The organism is Aphanizomenon sp. CS-733/32 (assembly GCF_028330045.1).
In the GTDB taxonomy this organism is placed as follows: Bacteria; Cyanobacteriota; Cyanobacteriia; order Cyanobacteriales; family Nostocaceae; genus Dolichospermum; species Dolichospermum gracile.
In genome coordinates, this window is the sequence record NZ_JAQMSE010000222.1 from 17261 (window position 1) to 34381 (window position 17121).

Here is a 17121-nt window from a genome sequence, read left to right on the forward strand (position 1 = left end):
AAAAACTAAATCCACCAAGGAGAGGATAATTAAGTTTATAATACAACGGAGAAGAATTTTGCTGATTTGCTCGATTTTTATCAATCAATGCTAGATATGATGTATAATCATATAACTAAATATCCAAGGAAAATTGGTTTGCCTGATTGAGTTAATTGATTAAAAACCCAACTTACCTTTTTTATTTGGATAATTCATTTACTAATAAATTCCCAGATGAAAACTACTCAGCAGTTAAGTTTGTTCCCCGAAATCGAAGATATAGATAGTAAGAATGAAATTGAAAATTGGGGTACATTTAAGGATAGTTTAAAAGCACCTGTTCATCGTTGGTTCACTTATCCTGCCGGCTTCTCTTATAAAGCTGTAACTCATTCAATCCAGCGTTTTGGTGTTACTTCAGATATGATTGTTTATGATCCATTTATGGGATCTGGTACGACAAATTTAACTTGTAAGAACCTGGGAATCTCTTCATTTGGTGTAGAGGCTCATCCCTTTGTATACAAAATTGCACAAGCAAAAATGAATTGGGAAATAAATTATCAAGAAGCTGTCTTTTTTATAAAGAAAGTAGAAAAGATATTCATTGAAAAATTAGATGAAATTATAAATAAAAAAGGATTTAGTATTGAAAACTTTTTTCCTGAACTGGTGATTAAATGTTACTCAAAAAACACTCTTGAAAAACTCTATCTACTCAAGATGATTTTGGAGACTGAAGAATTATCAGAACCAGTATTTAACTTTTTCTATGTTGTTATTACAGCATTACTTAGAGATGTATCTAGCGCAGCTACAGGGTGGCCTTACATAGCACCTAAAAAATTGAAACCAACTTCTACCGATAAAGAAGTTCTGGTAGAGTTCATCAAGTTATCATATCAGATGCTACAAGATATTAGAAATATAAAACAAAGCTCATCTGAAAATTATGATAAATCAACGCATAATCTTTTTAATGCAGATTCAAGAAATACAAAAATGTTTATCGAAGATCAATCTGTAGATTATGTATTTACTTCACCTCCTTATCTCAATAATTTTGATTATGCAGACAGAACAAGGTTAGAATTATATTTTTGGGGTGAGGCTAAGAATTGGAAAGATATATCAGACAATTTTCGTACCAAGCTAATAACATCAGCAACCACTCAAATATTACGAGGAGATTCTCGATACATTTTGTTGGATGAATTTAAACAAGAATGTGATAAAATTACGGACTTTATTCAAAATTCTGCATATCAACTAGCTCAATTGAGAAAATTTAAAGGCGGAAAAAAGAGTTATGATCTCATGATAATTGGATATTTTAATGATATGTATAAAATCATCAAAGATATTTACAGGGTTTTAAAACCTAATACAAAAGCATTATTTGTGTTGGGAGATTCAGCCCCCTATGGTATACATATTCCTACCGATAAATTAATTGGTGAAATTGGAGTTTCTATTGGTTTTGGTAACTATAAAATGGAGATATTAAGGAAGCGAGGAGATAAGTGGAAAGATAATCCTCAGCGACACAATATTGCCCTACAGGAATCAATAATAATTTTGGATAAACAATAATGCTAGAAAAATATATGTCGGTTGAAAATTTTGGTAGTGCTATAGGTGAAGCTATTGGTGCATCTATGGAAAAGGCACTTGAAGAAAACCTAATTGAAATAGCAGATTTATATGGTTGTCATTATTTAACTTCTGGCGTAAGAAACACAAAAAGTGGCACAAAAGCGAAGAAGCTATTAATGTCAGATAACTATGGGAATGAATATGATATTGATGGTGTTTTTGCTAATGAAAAGATGCAGCCATTAATTTTATTTGAATCAAAATATATAAGATACAAAAAACATAATCGAGATAAAGCAAGTTGGATTTGTAACGCCCATTCTGCTGTCAGACGACGATACCATAGCATAAGAAGTTCCATAGCTGTTTTAGCAGGCAGTTGGAGTGGCTCATCACAAGCTATGATGAGAAGCAATGATATAAACTTATTTTTCATCCCATTTGAATTTATTTGTACATTACTCCTGGAAGTAGGGATTGAATTCTGTTGGGGAGAAAAAGAAAAAATCAAGGCAAGAGATGCTTGGTATAAATACAATAACCTCACCTATGAACAAAGAGCTTTAATAGGAAGAAAAATGGTGGGTTTAATAGAAGAACAGTTAATTTTACTAATTGAAAATATCTTAAATGAATCAATTGAGCGACAGATTAAGAAAATTGTTGTTGAAATTGTTTCAAGTCTAGGAGAAGTCAAAGTTTTTGAGTTCAATACTATAGAAAATGCCCTTGAATTTTTAGAACAAGATAATTTAAAAAATGTCTTTTTAATAACAGATTCTCTTTCATTATTTGATCTTCCACCAACCTTTGATGAGTAAAATTTGGACGTTAGATAAATCTCAATTAGATTAACTTTAGGAAAACAGACAACAGCAGCCAATATTGATTGGACTGGGATAGTTGTGAAACAGATTTTGCAGAGATTAATCCCCAGTTAACTTTCGGAAATCAGATGTCTTAATTATTCGTATTGATAATATAACGAATAGGTGATAGTAAGCAATTACCAATTACCAATTACCAATTACCAGTTACCAATTAAACACCTAATAATTTGTAGATAATGTTATTGACAAGAGTAAGCGCAAAAGCACCTAAAATTGCACTCCAAATGCCAAAACGTAACCGGAAACCATCTACTAACCAAGCAGCAATACTAAAACAAGCAACAGCAATCATGAAAGTAAAGATACCAGATAATAAGTCAAAGGTGGCTAAATTTGGTATCACAAACAAAACCTTGAGAACTGGCTTAACTAGCGCTGTAATAATACCTAAAACTGCGGCGGAAAAAATTGCCTTTTCAGGAGAATCAATTTCCACTCCTAAAGGTAATTTACTAATAATCCACAAACTAACAGCCGTTACTAACCAAACAATTAGCAGCGTCGTAATATCCATTACCAGAACCCCTGAAACGTGAATGTTGATATGACGATAAATTACCTGGTTGACTTGGTTTCTTGATCTAAAAATCTTCGTAGCTTAACCAATTATTTATAAATTAGCAGAATTTCTCACTAGAACTGAAATTTATTCTAGATATCTTTAGGTTTACTATAAACCACCAGATCCCCGACTTCTTAGAGAAGTCGGGGATCTGACTTTTGCACGGAATTCTTTGTCTTTTACTTACCACCGTAGAAAAAAGCAACTTCCTTTTCTTTTAAGGGTGCAAAACCAGCTTCAATCAGCTTTTGATCAAGTTCAGCTTGGGGGATATGTTTAGCACCAATCCGAACGATGCGAGAACGCATGGTATTGGAGACACCGCTGCGTTGTCTATTGGCTTCTAACCCCATGACCTGACTGTACAATTCTAACTTGGCTGTGGGAATAGGAGAGCCATCAAAATCAATTCCTTTGGCGATCGCTTGATCAATAGCATCAGCACCAGTAGTCGTTTCAGTAGTCATAGTAACCTATTTTCAAAGATATAGAAATATATTATCAGGGAATGCCTCCTCAAGCACTGTAAATACAAGGACGGGCAAGATGCCCATCCCACATCCCACAAGGTTGGATAGCGAAGGGCTGCTGCAAGCAGTTCATCTTTTTTGTGGAGTTCTCTTAGTAGAATTAATCCAAAATCTAAAATCGGATGATCTTTGACTTTCCTAATACCGCCCTTTCCGTAACTGGATTAACCGACTACCTAAAATTACTCTTAGAACAAGATGAAATTCTCAGACAAGTGTGGGTAACTGGGGAAGTTTCCAGCGCCAATCATCACCAAAGTGGATTATTTTTTACACTAAAAGATACGGATAGTACAGCCTCTATTAAGTGCGTAGCTTGGAAAAGTCAAGTACCAAAATTGGCACAAATGCCTGTGGCTGGCGAACAGTTAATTATTTTAGGCAGTATTCGCATTTATCCACAACGGGGAGAGTATCAATTAACAGTGTGGCAAGCCTTACCTGCGGGTGTAGGTTTACAGGCGTTACGCTATCAACAACTAAAAAATCGCTTACAGACTGAAGGACTATTTGATATAGAAAGAAATATATTCCCTCACATCCACAAATTATCGCTGTCGTTACGTCCCCAACAGCAGCGGCTTGGGGTGATATTCAAAAAACCCTCAAACATAGATATCCCGGCTTACACATCTTATTTTCTCCCGCGACAGTGCAAGGTGAACAAGCACCAGCATCTATCGTTAAAGCCATTGAAAGAGTCAAAAAAGATGGTCGTGCGGAAGTATTAATTTTATCCAGAGGTGGTGGTGCTGTTGAAGAACTAGCTTGTTTTAATGATGAAAGAGTCGTTATGGCTGTTGCTAATTGTCCAATACCAATAATAACAGGAATTGGACACCAAAGGGATGAATCCTTAACAGATTTAGTTGCTGATTCATGGGTACATACACCAACAGCCGCAGCGGAAACAGTTGTCCCGTCACTGTCTGATTTACAAATTCAACACCAACAGCGAATTATCGGCTTGTGTACAGCCGTCAATTCATCATTAGCAGCTAGGGAAAAGCAACTTCAAGGATTAAAACATCGGTTGCGTCAATTGCGCCTAGATAGACAAGTAGAACAGGAAAGAGACAAGTTATCTTGGCAACAGCGGCAATTATTACAAGTAACAACGGGAAAATTACAACAAGCCAGCCAACACTTAGAAATGTTACGCCAAAAATTGGCTATTATTGACCCTCAATCTGTATTACAGCGTGGTTACGCGGTAGTGATAACAGAAAATGGTGTAATTCCTCGTTCTGTATCAGAATTAACTATAGGAGAAAATTTAGTGATTCAGTTGGCACAAGGTAAGGTAACAGTTAAAGTTATAGAAGTTACTGAAGGTTAAATTTTGGAAAAGTATATTTTCAGACTTCAGACTTTACGCCCAGGATGCTCTACTGTACGATGTAAGCTATGTCCTATCATGATTCTGCCTTACTACAAAAAATTTCTGTCGAGATTTGTCAATCAATTATTGCTATTCAACAACAGCAACCGGAATTATTGATTGCAAAATATCGAACTATTAACTGGCAAATATCTACAAATAAATCGGCTTTGAGTGCAAAATTTAGAGCTATACTCAGCCAAACTCAAAGCTGGGATGAATTATTACAAAAACTGCAATCATCACTTAAAGCAGTGCTTGTTCCCGCAGCTTTTAATTCACAAATAATATCAGATTTAATATCTGATATTGAGCAGTTAAATTCCGAAAATATTGATGTAAATGCTAATCATTTACTCCAACGACAGTCTGTAAATATAACTATTTTACTTTTAGATGCAGAAAACCTACAACTGAACACGAATACTGAAAAGTTTTTAACTACAATTTGTCATTCTCCTGTACAAGTTAAAATTGCTTTTGCTAATTGGTCAAATCGCGGAAAATTGGATGTAGAATTACATGAACGTGGCTATGATTTAATTCATGTTCCTGCTGGTAGAGATAATGCTGATGGGAAAATGATTGCGGTGGGTTCTTCTATTCATGAACGCTATCCTAATGTTAAGGAAGTGTTTGTTTGTTCCTCAGATAAGGTAATGACCAACTTATGTAATACGTTACAGCAAAATGGGATATTAGTTTATCAAGTTAGTCAACATGGAGAAAATATTAAGGTATTTAATAGTGCAACCAGTGAAACTGTTAATTATTCTCTGAAACCTGTGCCAGAAATACCTTCTATAGAACAGTTTATTTTTCAAATCAAGGGCTTGATTAAATTACAACAAAAGCAAACTGCTAGTTATTGGGTGAAACTTTCGATTCTGTCTAAATTATTTAAAGGCAAACATCAATTAACTATTAGTCAAATTATTGCTCATCATTTTCCTGGCAAAAAAGCCAAGGATGTATTTATTAACTATCCATCTGAGATTGTCATTCATCAAATTGATGAAAAATCTGAATTATATGTCACAATCTTTGAACATCAACAAATCCAGTCGGGAGATGGTCAAGATCATGTACAAGCTACAATATCAAGCGGATTATCTGCTATTAGTTCTGCCGCAGATTTAGAACAAGCAATCAAAAATATTTTGATAGATTTAAGTAAATCAGATAATCGGCGATTTGTGGATATTAGTATTTTGGGTAGTAAGTTTTATCAGCAATATGGTCAACCGATTACGGAACAAATAAAACAATTGCAGATTGGTGGTAGTTTTGTGAAGTTTTTACATTCTTGTAATTCTTTGCAAATTCAGCAGGTAGGTAAAAGATGGGAGGTAGGTGTTAAGAAGTCGGAACTATAGGAATCCGGTTTGATTCTGTGAATTTACTTGTGTGGTAAGGGAACAGGAATGGCAAAGGACAAGGACCAGGAGGACACTTTTTCCGATTTCCGAATTATTGATCAAATAAATTTATTGATTAAATGTTGTATTAATCACATAAATCAGTTAATATACTGATAGTTTTCATTATTTAACCCTTCTCGCTTCTTTTTTTATTCTCAACTCCTGATATTTTTCCCCGTCTTTGCCTTTTGTGCATTTTTCTATTATTCTTGGGCATAATCTCATAAATAATTATATTCTGGTGTTGTGTACCCTCACTCTAGCTACCGTATTTTGATACTAAAATCTCCATGAAAACAACTACAGAATCTTACTACAACCAACTACCTAACAGTTACTCCCCTTCTGTTCCCCTTTGTGTTTATCGAGAGTTGACAGTGGAGTTACAAGCAGTCCAATCCAAATTGGATGTTATTACCAGTCATAATCAGAAACTAGTCCAGGAAAACCAACAACTGCGTCAAGAAATTACTAAAGTGATTCAGTCTTGCTTAGAACTGCAAAAGCTAGTTAGTACATCATCACCCAGTTCTCCCGCATCATCTCCATCTGATCATGAAGTTAAATATCCGCCTCAACCTCAGCCGACACCTGACCATGATCACGAGGTAAAACACACACATAAGCCAACTGTTACCACATTATCTCCGCGTCCGCAAACAAATCGTCCCCGACCGAAAACAGCAACAAAACCAACCCCTCCTCAAAACCGTCGTCAGGAGTCCGCCGCACCAAGGACGAATATAAACTTGCCAGGATCAGAAACAGTATTTATAGAAGAACAGGAAGTTCGCTACTATCCCCAATCTCAGTCTGAGGGTAAAGGATTAAATGGTTGGTGGCTCATAGTAACTATTATATTCATCATGATAACTGGTTTTGCGGCTGGGTATTTAATTGTGCGCCCTTTATTCCAAAATCACACCCAACCTTCAACAATTAAAAATTGAAAATTCATAGACAATAGGACTTACGCACTGTACAAATTAACCATCATCTGTACGCAGGATATTTGGTCGTTTCAGTGCTATAAAATACCAGTTTTCAAACATCCTCTTATCCGCAGATCAAGCCGCTACGGGGAGGAATAGTTAAAGAAACATTGTTATCTTTCCATGTAATTTCCCCATTGCCGAATAAAACTTGATGTGGTTTATTTGGCAAATTACGACAATCTATATTCACTGTGATAGATTCACTTCCCACATTCACAGCAATAATTAATTCTTCACTTTCTAGAGTTCGTGCAAATACATAAACTGTTCCTACTGCATAAAGAACTTGATAATTACCAATTCGCAAAGCCGGGTAATTTTGACGAATAGAAATTAATTGTTTGTGAGTATTTAAAATGTCTTGATTCCAATCAGATTTTAGGGGGAAAACACGGCGACAATCTGGATCTATGCCTCCAGGTAAACCAACTTCATCACCATAATAAATACTAGGGGCACCAGGAAAAGTAAATAACAGCAGATTACATAATTCTACACTTGCTTGATCACCATCAGCAATACTAATTAATCTGGCTGTATCATGGCTACTGAGGACGTTTAATTGAGTTAGTTGGATTTCCCAAGGATATAATTCTAAAAGGCGGTGAATTTTGGCTGCATAACCAGCCGCATCTAGGGCAGGATAGGGATAATAACTCTGAGATTCTACTAATTCTAATACGATGCGATCGCCTACTGCAAAGGCAATGGCAGCCTCATTAAATAAATAATTCAATACCCCATCAAATTGCGTTCCATCAAGCCATTCACGGGCATCTGTCCAAACCTCACCGACAATATAAGCATGAGGATGAATACCTTTAACTCGTTGGCGAAATTCCTGCCAAAAACCCGGAGTTCTAATTTCATAAGGCACATCTAACCGCCAACCATCAATGCCAAATTCTAACCAATATTCAGCAATTTCCATAATGTATTCTTTAACATCTGGATGATCATGATTAAAGGTTGGTAAAGAGCGAATCCCCGCCCAAGCATCATAATTAGCGGGTAAACTACCATCATAAGGGGCAAGCGGCCAATCTTGAATTTTAAACCAATTTACCCAAGGGGAATTAGAACCATTTTCTAACACATCATGGAAGAAGAAAAAGCCTCGACTAGAATGATTAAATACGCCATCGAGAACTATTTTCATATTTCGTGAATGGGCTGCATCTATTAATTCTCGCAAAGCTTGATTTCCCCCCAACATCGGATCAACTTGGTAATAATCATGGGTATGATAACGATGATTACTAGCAGATTGAAAAATGGGTGTAAAGTAAATTGCATTCACCCCTAAACTTTGGATATAGTCTAATTCTTCCAGCACCCCCCATAAATCACCACCTTTGTAACCTTGGAGAGTAGGTGGTGCATCCCAGGCTTCCAAATTGCTATTATTTAAGAAACTGTCACGGGAACGTTGACTTCTGGCAAATCTATCAGGAAAGATTTGATAGAAAACCGCGTGTTTAACCCAATCTGGCGTTTGAATTTCCATAAATACATCTATGAGCAACTTAACATATAGCAATTTTAAACCAGATGTAAACAACCCCCTTGTATTTCCCTCTGTGTCCTCTGTGTCTCTGTGGTTCGTTTAAAATATATTGTCGCCATACATTTAGAGTATGACCAATTAAATACCCAGAACCCACAGCATATCAATTACCAAATTTCCCCTCTTTCCTAGTCACGAAAGGATAAATAATTGGTACACTTGTTTACTTAACCTCTTTTCCAGTTAACCAGTGACTCATGGTATACGTCAAGCGCGTTGAACTTACCAATTTTAAATCCTTCGGTGGGACTACTGCTGTTCCTCTCCTACCGGGGTGTACCGTCATATCTGGCCCAAATGGTTCTGGAAAATCAAATATTCTTGATGCGTTGCTGTTTTGCTTGGGACTGGCTAGTTCTAAGGGTATGCGGGCGGAACGTTTACCGGATTTGGTGAATAATGCCCAAAAACATAAGGGGCGTTCAGCGCTGGAAGCTAGTGTAACTGTGACTTTTGATATTTCGGATGTCTCTCGCAGAGGCGCAGAGGCGCAAAGGGAGGAGGTGGGGGAAGTCGGGGAAGTCGGGGAAGTCGGGGAGGTTGGGGAGGTCGGGGAAGAAAATCCAAAATCCTCTGAGTGGAGTGTGACTCGCCGTTTGCGGGTGTCTCAGCAGGGGGGGTATACGTCGAATTATTATATTAATGGTGTGGCTTGTACTCTGTCTGAGTTACATGAGGATTTGGAGGAACTGCGGATTTATCCTGAAGGGTATAATGTAGTATTGCAAGGGGATGTTACCAGCATCATTTCCATGAATGCGCGGGAACGTCGGGAAATTATTGATGAGTTGGCTGGGGTGGCGACTTATGATCGGAAAATTGTCCAGGCTAAGTCTACTTTAGATGAGGTGAAGGATAAGGAAGATAGTTGTCGGATTATTCAAACTGAGTTAAGTGGACAATGCGATCGCCTATCTCAAGATAAGGCTAAGGCGGAAAAGTATCAATTGTTGCGAATTGAATTTATCCAAAAACAATCCTGGGAAGCGGTGTTATCTTGGCGTTCTCTCCAAGCACAGCAGGAAAAACTGGTGGCACAAGTTCAAGAGGGCGATCGCAATTTCAGTGATTTTACTACTCAACTAAGTACAACTAATTCCCAAATTAATCAGAAGACTACTGAATTAGATCAGCTAAATCTCCGTGTGAAGGCTTTGGGTGAGGAGGAAGTTCTTGCTGTTCAGTCTAATCTCGCTACTCAGGAAGCGGAACGGAAACAACTCCAACGCCAACAGCGGGAATTGGAAACATCTATTCAAGAATCTACAAGGCGGTTAAATCAAACTTATCAAGAAATTCACCAATATCAACTTGCTTTAGAGGAAGCTAAAAAACAACAAAATGTAGAAATGTTGAATGTCACATCTCTACAAACAGAAAGAGATAAAGCCCAAGAAAATTTAGAATCTTCTCGTCAAGCTGCTGCGGAAATTGCCAGTGCTACGGATGCTTGGGTACAACAACAAACCGATTTAAATCGGCAAATTGAATCTTTATTGCATATTCTCGAACCCCAACGCACAGAACAAGCGCAATTACAGGAACGGAATACTCAATTACAACAACTGATTTCTGAACAGTCTCAATTAATTGCAACTTTAGAACCGGAATTAGCCCAAAAACAAGCTGAATACGGGCGTTTGGAAACAGAATTTAATGCTTCTACCCAACCTATTCAAAATTTAGCCGAAAATCTCCCTGCGACGGAACAAGAGTTACAAATTCAACAAGATACCCAAAAACGACTTTTACAAGAACAACGGGACAAACAACGTCAACTAGATAAATTAGAAGCACAAACCCAGGCACAACAAGAGATCCAAGGAACACAAGCCAGTAAAGTAATTTTACAGTCAGAAATGCCCGGTTTGTGCGGTTTAGTCGTGCAATTAGGTAAGGTAGATCCTAAATATCAATTAGCTTTAGAAATGGCTGGCGGTGGGCGTTTAGGGCATATTGTAGTGGAAGATGATAGTGTGGCATCGGCGGGAATTGAACTGTTAAAACAAAAACGGGCGGGAAGGGCAACTTTTTTACCCTTAAACAAGATCAAAGTACCGAAATTTACCCAAGATGCAACTTTGCGTTTAGCCGATGGGTTTGTCAGTTATGCGGTAGATTTGGTAGAGTGCGATCGCCGTTATCATGATGTATTTGCCTATGTTTTTGGTGCAACGGTAGTATTTGCGACTCTTGCCCAAGCAAGGAAAAATATGGGACTATATCGGATAGTCACTTTACAAGGGGAATTATTAGAAACTAGCGGTGCAATGACTGGTGGTAGTGGTAATCAACGTTCATCTTTGCGGTTTGATAGCGGTGAAGCTGGAGAATCTCAGGAAGTCACTAATTTAAAAACTCGCTTAATAGATATTGATCGGATTTTAGAGCGTTGCGGAGAAGCAATTTCTACTTTAGCAACTCGCACTAAAACATTAACTTTAGAATTAACGGAAGCACGTCAAGGACGTAGAGAACAACAATTATATTTAGAACAGTTAAAGAAAGAGATTAAAGGTTTAACAACGCAGTTAGAAAATACTCGTTCTCAACTTTCCCAAAATACGGAAAAATTCACATCTGCACAATCCCGGTTAGGAATTTTAAATCGGGAATTACCAGAACAAGAAACTCAATTACAACAATTGAGACATACTCTAGCTGAGTTGGAATCTTCCCAAACTCCTAGCGAATGGCAACAAATCCAAGCTATCATTAAAACCCAAGAACAGGAATTACAACAACGGGAAACTGCGTTAAGAGATGTTCAACAACAATTAAAAAATCTCGAAAATCAACAACAACGATTACAAGAAAAAATAGAAGAATCCCAAACCAGAGTTATTCAATATCAACAAGAAGAAACCACAGGAAAACAGCAACAAGCAACAGTTAATAGTCAAGTTGAAGAATTGAATAATTTAATTACCGAAATTCAGGCTAAATTGGGTCAATTAGAAGAGAATTTAGGGGAAGAAAAGAAAAATCGAGATACAGCAGAAACCGAATTGCGATCGCTCCTATTGCGTCAACAACAATTACAATGGGAAATTGAGAAACTGCAAGAAACCCAAGAAAAACGCCGGGAAGATTTAACAGCATTACAAACCCAATTGCGAGATTTAGGTGCAGAATTACCCAATCCTTTACCAGAAGTTCCTGCGAAAGTTGATTTAGAAGACTTACAAAAAGAATTGCGGACTATAGGCAAACGATTACAGGCAATGGAACCTGTAAATATGTTAGCTTTAGAAGAATATGATAAAGTCCAAGGTCGTCTCCAAGAACTCACCGAAAAATTAGAGACTTTGGAAGGTGAAAGAACAGAATTATTATTAAGAATTGAAAACTTTACCACCCTCCGACAAAAAGCATTTAAAGAAGCTTTCGACGCAGTAAATGAGAATTTCCAATCTATTTTTGCTATTCTTTCCGATGGTGACGGTTATTTACAACTAGATAATGCTGAAGACCCCTTTAACAGTGGTTTAAACCTAGTCGCACACCCCAAAGGAAAACCCGTCCAACGGCTTGCTTCTATGTCTGGGGGAGAGAAATCCTTAACTGCATTAAGTTTTATATTCTCCCTACAACGTTATCGTCCCTCCCCATTTTATGCTTTTGATGAAGTTGATATGTTTTTAGATGGGTCAAATGTGGAACGATTAGCGAAAATGATCAGACAACAGGCTGAACAGGCACAGTTTATAGTTGTGAGTTTGCGCCGTCCGATGATAGAATCAGCACAGCGGACAATTGGGGTGACTCAGGCTAGAGGCGCGTATACTCAGGTTTTGGGTATTAAGTTGCAATCGTCTGACCATTGAAACAGTCCGCAGGATTGCGTAAGATGAATAATTGTGAAGCGATCGCTATTTACTTAAATTAGTTTATTCCTTTAAAGACTGAAGCAAACTTTTAGGACGTACAGATTTTATAAAAGGATAAATTTCGGGATATTTTGTAAAAATATAAAGTTCATATTCATACCAGTGCATTTCTCCTTTTTCCAAATTACAATTTCGACAAATGACCCATAAATTTTGAAAATCTAATGATAACCAAGGATATTGTGATCTTGGTAACTTATGATCAATACTTCTTCCATTATCCTCTCTGTATTTATCATCGCAAATTGGACAATAATAATCGGAATTATCTCTTACCCATATTTTACTTTCCTCAGTTGTTCCACATTCTGAATCACCATTAATATATCTCCAGTTGTCAAATTTTCTGTAATTATCAAAATCTTGCTCAGTCAGTTTATGATATCTCTTTTTACCAATTTTATCTGCAAGTTTAAATAATTCCCCAATATCTTTATTTTCTAAGCTCATATTTATTATTCCTATAATTTTATAGTTCTATATGTTTTTTGATTGCGCTTTTTTGTAGGTTTAAATTTAGCATTTTGACTAAAATCAATAATTTCCATTTCTGTCTGGGGAAATTGTTTATCTATCTCCTCTGAAAGTTCATTAAGTTCTTTTGCTAGTTTTTGGTGAAAATCTTGTATTTCATCCTCCGTCAGATATTTATTACCAATACGATCCGCTTCTAAAAATAATTCTTCTAGGGTTAAATCTTCTACCTGATACTTTACTAAAAAATCTTGAATGGTGTTATGGAGATTAATCACATTATCCCAACCAAGATTTTTATAACCATTTTCTTTTAACCATTTTTGATCTGCTGGAGATAATTTAATTCTATTTTGTGAGTTATGTTTTTGCAGTTCACGATAACTCATCCCTTGAAAATTTCTCTTATTTCTATAATTAAGCATAAGAAATAATTAACCCTGTATGGATTGTAATAACTTGATTAAACCTTTCCGAATCTCACTATCTTGTAATCTCAATAAACTATTCATATTGATTGTTAATTGAAGTCTGATTTGATCTACTATATTTTTCAAATGTCTATTATCTTTTTGTAGTTGACTATTAGCTTCAGTTAACTCTTGATTATTAGAACTTAATGTATTTACTTTAGTTTTCAGATTTTTATTTTCTTTCGTAATGCGTTTAATATCTTCCTCTAATTTTCTTGTTTCCTGTTCTAATTCTTGCTTCCGTAAAGCTGATTCTGATTTTAATATTTCTATGTTCTCAATAGATTCTTGTAACTCTCTGTATTCTTTTTGCAACAAGAATAATTCATTTTCTAATAATTTTAATTCTTCATTTTCTTTTTCTAATTGCAAATTCACATTAGTTAAATTTTGGTTACTCTGATTTAATAATTCTAATTGAGTTTTGAGATTTTTATTTTCTGTTGTAACTTGTTGAATATCCTCTTCTAGTTTTCTAGTTTCCTGTTGTAATTCTTGCTTCCGTAAAGATGATTCTGATTTTAGTAGTTCTATATTTTTAATAGATTCTTGCAGTTCTAAATATTCAGATTGTAAAGATGAAAGTTTTGTTTCAGCGTGATAACGTCTACTTCCAAGGGAAGCATTGTTTTTACGAAGACCAGCATTTTTTTCAGCAAATGATTCAATTAACTTAACTGTTATAGGTTCACTATCAAGAATGTCAATAATTTGTTCACACTCTTCTTTATTCAACGCAGCACTGATATTTTTATTAATTCCATATTTTTCCATTAGAATTGTTTGTAATTGACCTTTAGATGCCATAAATTCCCTCAAAACTTCATCAATCAAAATGTTTACTTTTCAGACATAGACAATTTATATTTTAAGTATATTTGTACTATAAAGCACTTTTTTAATATGAATGAGTTAGCACTTCAAATAACATTATAACTAAAATAGGTTGCTTTTTAAAACAGTATCAACTGTATGAATACTGATTTAACAGTGTGAGATTTAAAACTATCGTAAAGTCAAGCTTACCTAAAAAACAGCGAACCCCGTATATTTCCTGGTATCAGTGCGATCGCCGATCTTGTAGGGTGCGTTAATGAAATGTAACGCACCTTATTTTTAATTGAACAAAAGCAATTTTTTCGGAGTAATTTCTCAAGAGAAAGTCAGAATCATATCAGTGCGATCGCTTGTAGGTTAGATGGATAAAGTGCGATCGCTTGTAGGTTAGATGGATAAAGTGCGATCGCTCGTAAGTTAGATTGAGCAAGTGCGATCGCTTGTAGGTTAGATTGAGCAAGTGCGATCGCTTGTAGGTTAGATTGATAAGGTGCGATCGCTTGTAGGTTAGATGGATAAAGTGCGATCGCCATTTTACGCTTTTGACGAAGTTGATATGTTTTTAGATGGGGCAAATGTGGAACGATTAGCGAGAATGATTAGACAACAGGCAGAACAAGCGCAGTTTATAGTTGTGAATATTGTTTTTATATGGAAAATTTCTGTATAATTCAGAGAGATTTTAAAACTAAAAATGCCGCGAGATACTTACCGGATGACTAAAATGTGCTAAGGTTGAGCCAATACTTTATTTTCATGAAAAAACGTAACGGCAAATTCAACGACAAACGCAAAATGCTTAATTTGGAGGAATGTGATTTTCAACACCTTTCAGACCTAGCATCAAAAGCAAAGTATGGCGGAAATCCCGAACATAAAAGGAATCCAGGTGATTTTAACCTTACACCTCCTAGTTCACCCAGAAAAAAGAAGTCTCTCTGTGACTCCGTTAAGGTGTTCACTAGAAAGGAAGCTTTAGCTCTGCTAAGGAAAGGTATTAAAATGGGTTTGGTTAGCGATCGCTCTACAGGGTTTTGGCCAAAAAACGTTTGGTCTATCATGGATGATGGAACTCCACTAGAAGCACAGCTTGAATCGTCTGAGCAAGGGTCGTATCATGGTTATCCTATGCAAAAAACAGATCCTTTCTATGAAGAGGTAATCAAGCAATGGAGGATTCGGAGTGAAAAAGCTAAATCTTAATTTTGACTGGTTGCCCAGTGGAGATAATTCGCCCGAAATTGAGCAGACTATGGGTATGTTTAGTTTGCAAGCGGAAGAAGTCAATCTGACTGAGAATCAGGATATTTGGTCTCAAAAGATTGAGTCTACGGTTTTCGTTTCTGCCTATCCCCTGGCATCGTGGATGGCATCTTCATGGTGGAGATTACTTTTCGAGCCTCTTCCACCCGCAGGAATTAAACCCTCAGTTGATTGGAGAATGGCGCATGAACTAACTGCATCCAATCAAGGATTTATTTGGCCGAGGGTCATATTCGCTTCAGATACTGAATCTATGCAAATATGGGGTACTCCATCCGATCCTGCTGATAAACAGTCAGTCAGATACATAAATGGTCTTGATCACCCAGTCTCCCAGAACTTCCTTGAATTTGATAGCATAGCAGCAGCATTTATTGAGTCTGTTATATCCCGTCTTCATGAAACAGAAGTTTATGGCACATCTTTAGCTCACCTTTGGGAAGAGGTCCAAGAAGAACGATCTGACCCATATTCAACAATGTACCGTCGTCGTGAAGCTGAATTGGGATTTGATCCCGATGAATGTCCTGATGAGATCGTGAAAGATGCTCTTGATCTGGCTGAACAAATGGGAAATGAAACGCTTTCTGAACTAGCTCCTACTTGCGGTAAAGAATCATTAGAAACCGAACCTTCTTTCACCGCAATTAAAGAACTGATCGAATCTACTGGACTAGAAGGAAAGCCAGTTAATTGGAGTAATTTGCCTATAAATCAAGAGACGGTAAAAGCACCTTGGCAACGAGCAAAGGAAATTGCATCCTTTGTGCGTAAGGAGATTGACAACGAAGAAAAACCTTTCACTAACAAAAGCCTTTGTGATTTGCTAGGTTTAAAGGAATCTGAATATGATGGATGGCAGCCTCCAGAACGGCAATCTATCTCAGTTGCAGTTCCATTAAAGAAAGATATATTGTACTATCATCCTAGAAAAAAACATCCTGTTGCCAAAAGATTTGAATTAGCTAGGCTTATTGGTGATTATTTGTTTTATGGTAACTCTGGAAAATCATGGCTTGCCAGCACTGACATCAGAACATCAAGGCAAAAATATCAGCGAGCTTTTGCGGCAGAGTTTCTTTGTCCGCTTGATAGTTTGCAGACTTATTTGAATAACGACTACTCGGAATCTGCGATAGAAGACGCATCTGAATATTTCATGGTGAGTCAAAAAACCATCGAAACAATCCTAATCAATAATCGCTTAATTTTCTCCTCACACGGAGTCAATGATTTAGAACCTAGTGTTCCCTATTAGCT

14 protein-coding genes and 2 pseudogenes are annotated in these 17121 nt (G+C 36.6%); 9 read left to right on the forward strand and 7 right to left on the reverse strand.

Annotation, left to right across the window (positions count from 1 at the left end; all coding sequences use genetic code 11):
• Nucleotides 1–216 precede the first annotated feature (216 nt).
• Nucleotides 217–1575 (forward strand): DNA methyltransferase, encoded by a 1359-nt coding sequence (locus tag PN471_RS18545; protein WP_271778096.1) that lies wholly within the window; start codon nt 217–219, stop codon nt 1573–1575.
• Nucleotides 1575–2399 (forward strand): hypothetical protein, encoded by an 825-nt coding sequence (locus PN471_RS18550; protein WP_271778097.1) that lies wholly within the window; start codon nt 1575–1577, stop codon nt 2397–2399. Before PN471_RS18545 ends, PN471_RS18550 begins: the two co-directional genes overlap by 1 nt.
• A gap of 220 nt (nt 2400–2619) precedes the next feature.
• Here PN471_RS18550 and PN471_RS18555 read toward each other — a convergent pair whose 3' ends face one another.
• Together PN471_RS18555 and PN471_RS18560 are read right to left on the reverse strand one after the other, a co-directional pair.
• Complete coding sequence (locus tag PN471_RS18555; RefSeq protein WP_096667447.1) at nt 2620–2982, reverse strand: phage holin family protein; 363 nt, start codon at nt 2980–2982, stop codon at nt 2620–2622.
• A 227-nt stretch (nt 2983–3209) separates the two neighbouring features.
• Nucleotides 3210–3497 (reverse strand): small RNA NsiR4-regulated ssr1528 family protein, encoded by a 288-nt coding sequence (locus PN471_RS18560; RefSeq protein ID WP_193895236.1) that lies wholly within the window; start codon nt 3495–3497, stop codon nt 3210–3212.
• Between the two features lie 185 nt (nt 3498–3682).
• On the opposite strand from PN471_RS18560, the pseudogene xseA reads away from it, so the two are divergent.
• The 3 genes and pseudogenes from xseA to PN471_RS18575 all read left to right on the forward strand — a co-directional run bounded on the left by xseA (nt 3683) and on the right by PN471_RS18575 (nt 7312).
• A pseudogene (xseA, locus tag PN471_RS18565) lies at nt 3683–4899 on the forward strand (exodeoxyribonuclease VII large subunit).
• A gap of 68 nt (nt 4900–4967) precedes the next feature.
• Entirely contained in the window at nt 4968–6317 is a 1350-nt protein-coding gene (locus PN471_RS18570; RefSeq protein ID WP_271778098.1) for an NYN domain-containing protein, read from the forward strand.
• 335 nt (nt 6318–6652) lie between these two features.
• A complete protein-coding gene (locus tag PN471_RS18575; protein WP_271778099.1) occupies nt 6653–7312 on the forward strand; it encodes a hypothetical protein in 660 nt (219 codons plus the stop codon).
• Nucleotides 7313–7418: 106 nt separating this feature from the next.
• Here the strand turns inward: PN471_RS18575 and PN471_RS18580 are convergent, their stop codons facing one another.
• Nucleotides 7419–8864, reverse strand: coding sequence for a glycoside hydrolase family 13 protein (locus PN471_RS18580; RefSeq protein ID WP_271778100.1), 1446 nt, complete (start codon nt 8862–8864; stop codon nt 7419–7421).
• 257 nt (nt 8865–9121) lie between these two features.
• Here PN471_RS18580 and smc point away from each other — a divergent pair, with 257 nt between their 5' ends.
• On the forward strand, nt 9122–12751 hold the full coding sequence (smc, locus tag PN471_RS18585; RefSeq protein ID WP_271778101.1) for a chromosome segregation protein SMC: 3630 nt from the start codon (nt 9122–9124) through the stop codon (nt 12749–12751).
• A gap of 63 nt (nt 12752–12814) precedes the next feature.
• Here the strand turns inward: smc and PN471_RS18590 are convergent, their stop codons facing one another.
• From PN471_RS18590 to PN471_RS18605, 4 genes are all read right to left on the reverse strand, one after another.
• A complete protein-coding gene (locus PN471_RS18590; RefSeq protein ID WP_193898712.1) occupies nt 12815–13264 on the reverse strand; it encodes an HNH endonuclease in 450 nt (149 codons plus the stop codon).
• Between the two features lie 11 nt (nt 13265–13275).
• Nucleotides 13276–13713: a hypothetical protein gene (locus PN471_RS18595; protein ID WP_193898714.1), complete on the reverse strand. Its 438-nt coding sequence runs from the start codon at nt 13711–13713 to the stop codon at nt 13276–13278.
• A 9-nt stretch (nt 13714–13722) separates the two neighbouring features.
• Entirely contained in the window at nt 13723–14595 is an 873-nt protein-coding gene (locus tag PN471_RS18600; protein ID WP_271778102.1) for a hypothetical protein, read from the reverse strand.
• A gap of 335 nt (nt 14596–14930) precedes the next feature.
• Nucleotides 14931–15131 carry a hypothetical protein gene (locus PN471_RS18605; RefSeq protein ID WP_271778103.1) on the reverse strand — a complete coding sequence of 67 codons (201 nt, stop codon included), beginning with the start codon at nt 15129–15131 and terminating at the stop codon, nt 14931–14933.
• Here PN471_RS18605 and PN471_RS18610 point away from each other — a divergent pair.
• The 3 genes and pseudogenes from PN471_RS18610 to PN471_RS18620 all read left to right on the forward strand — a co-directional run.
• Nucleotides 15125–15241: pseudogene (locus tag PN471_RS18610) on the forward strand (hypothetical protein); the annotation flags it as partial. The gene PN471_RS18605 and the pseudogene PN471_RS18610 sit on opposite strands and share 7 nt — an antisense overlap.
• A 113-nt stretch (nt 15242–15354) precedes the next feature.
• Nucleotides 15355–15801, forward strand: coding sequence for a hypothetical protein (locus tag PN471_RS18615; protein ID WP_271778105.1), 447 nt, complete (start codon nt 15355–15357; stop codon nt 15799–15801).
• A complete protein-coding gene (locus PN471_RS18620) occupies nt 15782–17119 on the forward strand; it encodes an ImmA/IrrE family metallo-endopeptidase (protein ID WP_271778106.1) in 1338 nt (445 codons plus the stop codon). The genes PN471_RS18615 and PN471_RS18620 overlap by 20 nt, the downstream gene beginning before the upstream one ends.
• Nucleotides 17120–17121: the final 2 nt, after the last annotated feature.